General features: G+C 71.6%; 7 protein-coding genes. 5 read left to right on the top strand and 2 right to left on the bottom strand.

Features of this window, described 5'->3' with window-relative positions; genetic code table 11:
* Positions 1 to 240 precede the first annotated feature (240 nt).
* Positions 241 to 1497: a glycoside hydrolase family 15 protein gene (locus ACWJ6R_RS24445; protein ID WP_449064474.1), complete on the top strand. Its 1257-nt coding sequence runs from the start codon at positions 241 to 243 to the stop codon at positions 1495 to 1497.
* Positions 1437 to 2984, top strand: coding sequence for a carbohydrate-binding module family 20 domain-containing protein (locus tag ACWJ6R_RS24440; RefSeq protein WP_449064475.1), 1548 nt, complete (start codon positions 1437 to 1439; stop codon positions 2982 to 2984). Before ACWJ6R_RS24445 ends, ACWJ6R_RS24440 begins: the two co-directional genes overlap by 61 nt.
* 78 nt (positions 2985 to 3062) lie before the next feature.
* Here the strand turns inward: ACWJ6R_RS24440 and ACWJ6R_RS24435 are convergent, their stop codons facing one another.
* Positions 3063 to 3842 carry a hypothetical protein gene (locus ACWJ6R_RS24435; protein ID WP_449064473.1) on the bottom strand — a complete coding sequence of 260 codons (780 nt, stop codon included), beginning with the start codon at positions 3840 to 3842 and terminating at the stop codon, positions 3063 to 3065.
* Positions 3843 to 3996: 154 nt separating this feature from the next.
* Between ACWJ6R_RS24435 and ACWJ6R_RS24430 the strand changes: the two genes are divergently transcribed.
* Entirely contained in the window at positions 3997 to 4536 is a 540-nt protein-coding gene (locus tag ACWJ6R_RS24430) for an RNA polymerase sigma factor (RefSeq protein ID WP_449064472.1), read from the top strand.
* Here ACWJ6R_RS24430 and ACWJ6R_RS24425 read toward each other — a convergent pair.
* Positions 4533 to 5399, bottom strand: coding sequence for an ATP-grasp domain-containing protein (locus ACWJ6R_RS24425; protein ID WP_449064471.1), 867 nt, complete (start codon positions 5397 to 5399; stop codon positions 4533 to 4535). The genes ACWJ6R_RS24430 and ACWJ6R_RS24425 overlap by 4 nt on opposite strands.
* Before the next feature lie 185 nt (positions 5400 to 5584).
* On the opposite strand from ACWJ6R_RS24425, the gene ACWJ6R_RS24420 reads away from it, so the two are divergent.
* Both ACWJ6R_RS24420 and ACWJ6R_RS24415 read left to right on the top strand, forming a co-directional pair.
* Positions 5585 to 7993 carry a nitric-oxide reductase large subunit gene (locus ACWJ6R_RS24420; protein WP_449064470.1) on the top strand — a complete coding sequence of 803 codons (2409 nt, stop codon included), beginning with the start codon at positions 5585 to 5587 and terminating at the stop codon, positions 7991 to 7993.
* Positions 7993 to 8445 (top strand): hypothetical protein, encoded by a 453-nt coding sequence (locus ACWJ6R_RS24415; RefSeq protein ID WP_449064469.1) that lies wholly within the window; start codon positions 7993 to 7995, stop codon positions 8443 to 8445. The genes ACWJ6R_RS24420 and ACWJ6R_RS24415 overlap by 1 nt, the downstream gene beginning before the upstream one ends.
* Positions 8446 to 8608: the final 163 nt, after the last annotated feature.

The raw sequence follows: 8608 nt of genomic DNA, 5'->3' as shown, positions 1-8608 counted from the left end.
GCACGCGGCGGCCGGGATCCGGGGGCTTGGGGCCCACGGCGGCCGGGATCGCGGTGGACGCCGTGCGCGTCTCGGCGTCCACCCCGGCCTCGGCCAGGAGGGACTACCGGCTTCACCAGGGCTGATTTCATTCAACCAATAAACATGGTCGGCATTTATAAGTTGGTGTTCGTTTACTTCTTGACTTCACCACTACGCACCGTCATCTTTGCGACATGTTCGCAATCATGGAGGCGCGCAGTGAAAGCCTTACGTAAGTTGCTGGCCCGGGCGGCGGCAGCGGCGACCGTCGTGCTCGCGGTGACGGCGGTGGCCGTCCCCGCGCAGGCCGCCGACGCGCCGGGCGCTCCCGGCGGCGGCAGTTCCTGGACCGCCGGAGGCAAGCAGGGGTTCGGCACGTCGGTGACGACGGAGTCGAAGGTCTGGTACACCCTCGGCCAGGGCATCGTGAACGAGGTGTACTACCCCCGCCTCGATGTGCCCAATGTGCAGGACCTGCAGTACGTCGTGACGGACGGCAGCACGTTCACCGATGTGGAGGGGGTCGACACCGACCAGGCGGTCGAGCTCCCCGACGCGGAGGCGCTCACCCAGAAGCAGGTCAACACCGACAAGCAGGGCAGATACCGGATCACCAAGACCTACGCCACCGACCCCGACCGGCCGACCCTGCTCGTGCAGACCCGGTTCGAGGTGCTCAGCGGCGGCCCGCTCTCCCTCTACGTGCTCTACAACCCGTCGCTGAACAACAGCGGCAAGGGGGACACCGGCGCCACCTCGGGCAGCCGGCTCGTGTCCAGCGACGGCCCGGTCGCCAGCGCGCTGGCCGCCTCCCCCGCCTTCACGCGGCTGACCACCGGCTACAGCGGGACGGCCAGTGACCCGTACACCCAGCTCACCACCGCCCGCTCGCTGCCGGTGACCTACGACAACGCGCCGAGCGGCGGCAACATCGCCCAGGCGGCCAGGATCTCGGTCGGCACCGACACCACCTTCACCCTGGCACTCGGCTTCGGCACGGACCGGGGCGCCGCCTCCGCCGCGGCCGACGCCTCGCTCGCCGCCGGTTACCCCGCCGTCGAGACCGCGTACGCCGACGGCTGGCACGCCTACCTCGACTCGCTGGAGGACCGGCCGGCGTCCGTCACGGGCGACCCGCAGCTGGAGAAGCAGTACAACGTCTCGATCATGACCATCAAGGCCGCGGAGGACAAGACGTACCGGGGCGGCTTCATCGCCTCGCCGTCGATCCCCTGGGGCAACTGGGTCAACGCCGACAACTGCTGCGCGCACGGCTACCACGCGGTCTGGCCGCGCGACCTCTACCACAAGGCCTCGGCGCTGATCGCGGCCGGTGACGAGGAGGCCGCCGAGCGGGCACTGGACTACCTGTTCGACAAGCAGCAGAACGGCGACGGCTCGTTCAAGCAGAACACCTGGCTGAACGGCACCAGATCTGGGGCGCCTCGCAGAAGGACCAGGCGGCCTACCCGCTGATCCTCGCCTGGCAGCTCGGCCGGACCGACGCCGCCACCTGGGCCAAGGTCAAGAAGTCGGCCGACTACCTGAAGAACGGCAGCGCCTGGACCCCCCAGGAGCGCTGGGAGGAGGAGGGCGGCTACTCGCCCTCGACCATCGCCGCCGTCATCGCCGGGCTGGTGGCCGCGGCCGACATCGCGGGCCAGAACGGCGACACCTCGTCGAAGAACGCCTACCTGGCCAAGGCCGACGACTTCCAGGGCAACATCGAGAACTGGACGTTCACCACGACCGGCAAGATCGGCGACGGCCGCTACTACATGCGGATCAACGCCAACGAGAACCCGGACGACGGCCAGCACCTAGAGATCAACAACGGCGGCGGCACCTACGACGAGCGGGAGATCGTCGACGCGGGCTTCCTGGAGCTCGTGCGGTTCGGCGTCAAGCCCGCCGACGACGCCTGCATCACGGGCTCGCTGCCCGAGGTCGACTCGACGATCAAGGTGAACACCCCCAACGGTCCCGGCTGGTACCGCTACAACCACGACGGCTACGGCGAGACCGCGGACGGCAAGCCGTACACGACCGCAGGCGTCGGCAGGCTCTGGCCGCTGCTCACCGGTGAGCGCGGGCAGTACGAGCTGGCCCGCGGCAACGACGCGCGGCCGTACCTGGCGACCATGGCGAAGATGGCCAACGACGGTTACATGCTGCCCGAGCAGGTGTGGGACAGAGCGGACGCCCACGGGTTCGCCTTCGGCGAGGGGACCGGCTCGGCCACCCCGCTGACCTGGGCGATGGCCCAGTTCGTACGGCTGGCGCACTCGATCGACGCGGGCGAGAACGTGGAGACCCCCGCGATCGTCTCCGACCGCTACGCGGACTCCGCCTCCTCGTGCGGCGCGCCCGGGAAGGGGGCCACCTTCAACGCCGAGGTCACCACCTGGCACGGGCAGAACGTGTTCGTGGTCGGCAACGTCCCCGCCCTGGGCGGCTGGAACCCCGCCGGCGCGGTGCCCCTGTCGTCCGCCGACTACCCGGTCTGGAAGGGGACCAGGGTCCTGCCCGGCGGCACCGCGATCGAGTACAAGTACATCAAGAAGAACCCCGACGGCAAGGTCGAGTGGGAGCCCGGCGCGAACCGGGCCTTCACCACACCGGCGGACGGCCAGGCGACGCGCGACGACACCTGGGGCCAAGGCGGCGGCGGAACCGTCACCGCGCAGTTCAGCGCCGACGTCACCACCTGGCACGGGCAGAACGTGTTCGTCATCGGCAACGTCCCCGCCCTGGGCGGCTGGAACCCCGCCGGCGCGGTGCCCCTGTCGTCCGCCGACTACCCGACCTGGCGGGCCGCGGTGCAACTGCCGGCGAACACCCCGATCCAGTACAAGTACATCAAGAAGAACCCCGACGGCGCCGTCACCTGGATCTGCGGAGGCAACCGCGCCTTCACCAGCCCCGGAGGCGGGTCGGTCACCCGTCACGACTCCTGGTGCTGATCCCGGCCCGGCCGGCGCTCACACGGCCCGGCCGGGCCTCCACGGCGGTGCCCGCGGCGGGCGGCCGCGGCGATCCCCCTAGCCGATCTCGCAGCCGACCGGGGTGGGGTCGATCTCGTCCCTGACGACCTCGTCGCCCCCGCCCGCACCGCAGTCCAGCGCGGTCTCCCGGTCCAGGTCCTTGGCCAGGAGCAGGTCGGGGCCGCCCTGGCCGTACAGCTGGTCGCCGGGGCCCGAGTCGGCGTTGAGCACGTTCCTGCCCGAGTTGCCGACCAGGATGTCGCCGCCGTGCGGGGTGCCCACGATGTTCTCCACGTCGCTGCGGATGTTGTCGGAGTCGATGTTGCGGCCGTCGTTGGCGGTGTTGTCCAGGCTGACCCGCACCGACAGGTCGCTGCCCTTGTAGGAGACGGTGTCCACCCCGGTGCCGCCGATGAAGGTGATCGCCCGGCGGGTCTTCGACTCCGTACCGGCGAGGAAGCCGTCCTGGCCGTCTCCGCCGTCGACGGTGCCGTTGATCTGGGCGCCGACGCTGAGGGTGTCGTTCATGTCCCCCATCGCCGCGGTGAACTCCGTGACGGCGGTCCCGCAGGCCACCGCCCTCGGGGTGAGCTGCCGGCAACCGGGCCCCTTGGTGAGCGGCGCGGTGTCGAAGACGGCGATCTCCCCGTTGAAGAGGCTGATGCTGGCGCTGCTGCTCGCGCCCGGGGCCGCGGTGTAGACGAGCTTCGTCCCCTGCAGCGAGACGGTCCCGCCGGCGGCGGCCTGGGCGTGTCCGGCGTTCGGCAGGCCCGCGATCGCGAGGGCCGACAGCCCCGTCAGCGCGGCGGCCCGCAGGGAGGTCTTCCTGAGTCCCATGGTCTTTCCTTCTCTTGTTCTCGTGGTCGTGCCGTTGACGCCCTGCAGTACTCCGCCGGGCCCGCGGGCGGTTCCGCACTGTGCACAAGGACGCGGAAGCGAGAAGGACTCATGTCCCACCATGGGCGAGACCGACGGAGGGATGACATCGACCATGGAAGAGACCGGCCGGGCGCTCGCCCGGCGTTTCCGTGACGGGGACGGGACCGCGCTGGCGGAGCTGTACACCGCGTACTCGGCGCGGCTGCACGCCGCCGCCCTGCGCCTGCTCGGCCACCCGGACCTGGCCGCCGAGGCGGTCCAGCGGGCGCTCGTCCGGGCCTGGCGGGCGGCCCCGGAGTTCGACGAGGAGCGGGAACCGCTGCCCTGGCTGTACGCGATCGTCCGCCGGACCGCCCGCGACGTCCACCGCGACGCGCGCCGGGCCGCGGGCGGGCAGGTCGCCCTGGACGAGGCCGCGCACCTGGCCGCCGAGCCGCCCTGCCTGGAGCGGGAGTGGCTCGGCCTCCAGGTACGGCGGGCCCTCGCGCTGCTCCATCCGGATGAGCGGGAGGTCCTGCGGATGGCCTACTACGACGACATGACGCAGGCGGAGATCGCCCGGGAGCTGGGCCTGCCGCTGGGCACGGTCAAGAGCCGCACGGCCCGCGCGCGGCGCCGGATCGCCGGCCTCCTGCGCCAGGTGACGGCTTAGGCGCCGACCTTGACCAGCGCCCCGATCAGCACGGACGGGTCGGCGCCCGGCGGCCACTCGCTGACCTGCCCGTCGCCGACCTCGATCACCCGCCAGACGCCGTCGGCCCGCCGTACCAGGTCGGTGGTGACGAACCGGGCGTCCAGCTCCCGGACCGCCGCCCGCACCCCGCCCAGATCGCCGGGCCCGGCCACCTCGCCGTCCGGCTCGTCCGGGTGAGGGCCGGCGAACACCGGCTCCCCGTCGAGCCACCACACGCGCACCTGGCCGCCCTCGAACTCCTCGAACCGGCGCACGACCAGCCCGCCCGCCAGGTCGTCGCCCTGCAGTTCCACGAACCTGGCCGCCACCCGCTCCAGCGCGGCCGGGTCGGGGGCGTAGCACGCCTCCAGCCATTCGTGCTTGCGCGACTTGACGTAGTCCTTCACCACGAAGCCGCCCGGCCCGAGGCCCGCCGCCAACCGGGTCAGGCGCTCGCCCGACGGCACCGCCCCGCCCGGTTCCAGCGGCACCACGACCGTCTCCGGCGTCAGCTCCCCGAAGCAGCCGATCCATCCGGGCAGTTCGTGGCCCGTCCGGTAGGCGCGGGCCCCGGTGAGCAGCCGGCAGCCCCGTGCGAGCAGCGCCTCCTCCAGTTCGGCGTACCGCTCGGCCCGCAGCATCCAGCCGCGGTACCAGACCGGCCCGAATCCGGCCGGCACCCGCGCCACGGCCTCCTCGGCGCGGCCCGCCGCCAGCGCGTCGTGGTCGACCAGCGCCAGCGGGGCGTCCGCCTCCCGTACGGCCCGCGCCTCCCGCTCGAAGTGCGGGTCGGCCCGCCGCGGCCGGAGCGGATCGGAGCAGAGCAGGAATCCCACCGTCATACAGGCAGGGTAAAGGCATTCCATCCGCAACTCGCATCAACCACATCTTTCGCAATGGGCACCGCGTGTTCCTCCCGCCGCCCGCCCGCGGATCCTAGGGTCGGCCACACTGCCGGCCGGTGACGGGCTCCCCCTCGTCCGCGTGCCCGTGTCCGGTCGACCGCGAGTGACGAGGGGGTGCGACGGTGGTACGGACAGGCTCTCCGGAAACGGGCCCGGCCCGGCGTTCGGAACTGCTGGTCTCCAAGGGCTGGCTCCAGGGGGTCGCCCTGGTGATGGTCTTCGGGTTCTTCGTGATGGGGCTGCTGGCGCTGCGCACCTACACCGACTCGATGCCGCTGCCCCAGCGGGTCGTCGACGAGCGGGGCCAGGTCGTCTTCACCGGCGCGGACATCACCTCCGGGCAGCAGGTCTTCCTGCGCCGGGGGCTGCAGCAGTACGGCTCCATCGTCGGCCACGGCGGTTACCTGGGGCCGGACTACACCGCCGACTACCTGCGCCGCTCGGCCGTCGCCATCGAGGAGGAGCTGCGCGCCTCCGGCGTCCGGGACCCGCAGGCCGAGGTGGCGCGGATGCTGCGCGCCAACCACTACGACGAGGCCACCGGCACGCTGCGGATCACCGCCGCCCAGGTGCGGGCCTTCGAAGGGCTCAAGCGGCACTACGCGGGCTTCTTCGGCACCGACAGCACCCGGTACGGGCTCATCCCGAAGGCCATCACCGACCCCGCCGACATCCACGACCTCACCGCGTTCTTCGGCTGGACGGCGTGGGCGTCCGCCGCCGAGCGCCCGGGGCACGACTATTCCTACACCAACAACTGGCCGCCCGAGCCGCGGGTGGGCAACTCCCCGACGGCCGACGCCCTGGTGTGGAGCGGACTGTCGCTGACGGCCCTGCTGGTGGGCATCGGGATCCTCTTCGCGCTCTACGGGCGCTGGAACCGGCAGATCGGCTGGCACAGCGCCGAGGCCCGCCCGCTGGCGTTCAAGCAGCCCGGCGAGGTAGAGGTCACCCCGGCCCAGCGCGCCACCGCCTGGTTCTTCTTCGTGGTGGCCGCGCTCTTCCTCGTGCAGGCGCTCCTGGGCGCGGCGATCGAGCACTACCGGGCCGACCTGTCGAGTTTCTTCGGCCTGGACCTGGCCCGGCTGCTGCCGTTCAACCTCGCCCGGACCTGGCATCTGCAGCTGGCGCTGTTCTGGACGGCGGCGTCCTTCCTGGCCGCCGGGATCTTCCTGGCGCCCTACATCTCCGGCCGGGAGCCGAAGAGGCAGCACTGGCTGGCCTACGGCCTGCTCGGCGCACTGACCCTGGTGGTCGTCGGCTCGCTGTTCGGTGAGGCGCTGAGCGTCTTCGGGGTCCAGTGGGCGGAGGGCTCCCCGTTCTGGGACCAGCAGTGGGAGTACCTGGACCTGCCCCGGGTGTGGCAGGTCCTGCTCACCGCCGGCATGTTCATCTGGATCTTCATGCTCTACCGGGTGATCCGCAGCCGGCTGAGGACCGAGCACCGGGCGAACCTGCCGTGGGTGTTCTTCTACGCCGGCCTGGCGATCCCCGGCTTCTACGCCGTCGGGCTGCTCGCCGGGACCGGGAACCACCTGACGGTCAGCGAGTTCTGGCGGTTCTGGGTGGTGCACCTGTGGGTGGAGGACTTCCTGGAGCTGTTCACCACCGTCATGGTCGCCTACATCTTCGTGATGCTCGGGGTGGTGCGCCGGAAGATCGCGCTGCAGCTCATCTTCCTCGACATCATCCTCTACTCCGCCGGCGGCGTCCTCGGCACCATGCACCACCTGTACTTCTCCGGCACACCGGTGGAGCACATGGCCCTGGGCGCCTTCTTCTCCGCCATGGAGATCATCCCGCTGACCTTCCTCACCATCGAGGCCTGGACCTTCCTGCAGCTCGGCTCCCGCCAGGAGTCGCGCAGCTCCGCGCCCTTCCCGCACCGCTGGGCGGTGATGTTCATGGTCGCGGTGGGCTTCTGGAACTTCCTGGGCGCCGGCGTCTTCGGCTTCCTGATCAACCTGCCGATCGTGTCCTACTACCAGATCGGCACCGCGCTGACCTCCAACCACGGGCACGGCGCGATGATGGGCGTGTACGGCATGCTCGCCGTGGGCCTGGCCTTCTTCGCGCTGCGCTACCTCATCCCCGCCCGGTTCTGGCCGGACCGGCTGGCCAAGCTCTCGTTCTGGTCGCTGAACATCGGGCTCGCCTGGATGGTCTTCGCCACCCTGCTGCCGCTGGGCGTGATCCAGCTGTGGCACTCGGTCAACGACGGCTACTACGAAGCCCGTTCGCTGGAGTACATCATGCAGCCGGGCAACGCCGTCCTGGAGTGGCTGCGCATGCCCGGCGACCTGATCTTCATCTTCGGCGGGGTGCTGCCCTTCCTCTACATCACCTGGCTCGGCATCCGGCACCGGATCCGCTCCACCACCGGCGACGTCCCGGTCGAGGAGCTGTTCGTGGAGAGACAGCCGGTGCCGGTCGCCGGCGACGGCGGGGCCACCGGGCCGGAGACCGGGCCGGCCCGGTACGCCTCCGACCGGCGGCAGCCCGACGACCCGTCCGGCGCGGGAGGACGATGATGATCGATTCCGCTGTCTGGCCGGCCGTCGCCTACGGGGTCTTCCTGCTGCTGGTCGCCTTCGCCCTGGACCGCCTGGCCAGGCGCGCCGCCGGCCGCACCTCCGACTGGCGGTCGGGCGCCTTCACCTACCACGCCGACCACGACGCCTGGATCTGCCCGGAGGACCAGTGGCTGTGGCCGCACTCCTTCGACCCGGACAACCGGGTGATGCGCTACCGGGCCAGACCGGCGGTGTGCAACGCCTGCCCGGTGAAGGACGCCTGCACCGTCTCCGACGCCGGCCGGGAGGTCACCCGGGCCGTCGACCCCTGGCCGGGTTCGGAGGCCGAGCGCTTCCACCGCGGGATCGCCTGCACCGTCGCGTTGCTCGGCGCGCTGTGGCCGCTGGCCGTGGCGCTGGGCGACCGCGCACCGGCCGAGCGCGCCGTCCTGGCGGGGCCGCCGTACTGATCGCCGCGGGCGGCCTGCCGCTCTGGTCGCATCTGCGCCGCACGGCGGTGGCCTTCCCGGCGCACGTCAAGGTGGAGCCGCTGGACTCGGCGGTGGCCGCCGAGGCCGTCGCCGCGTCCCGGGAGGCACGCCGCCGCACCGGCTACCGCAGCGACCGCCGTCC

The organism is Planomonospora algeriensis (assembly GCF_977012225.1).
The sequence above is the reverse complement of the archived record's forward strand: the minus strand, read 5'-3'. Positions and strand labels throughout refer to the sequence as shown.

Excerpts from the sequence above, each read along its gene's own strand:
- ACWJ6R_RS24435 (WP_449064473.1), bottom strand. The coding sequence starts at position 3,842 with ATGGGACTCAGGAAGACCTCCCTGCGGGCCGCCGCGCTGACGGGGCTG.
- ACWJ6R_RS24430 (WP_449064472.1), top strand. The coding sequence starts at position 3,997 with ATGGAAGAGACCGGCCGGGCGCTCGCCCGGCGTTTCCGTGACGGGGAC.
- ACWJ6R_RS24425 (WP_449064471.1), bottom strand. The coding sequence starts at position 5,399 with ATGACGGTGGGATTCCTGCTCTGCTCCGATCCGCTCCGGCCGCGGCGG.
- ACWJ6R_RS24415 (WP_449064469.1), top strand. The coding sequence starts at position 7,993 with ATGATCGATTCCGCTGTCTGGCCGGCCGTCGCCTACGGGGTCTTCCTG.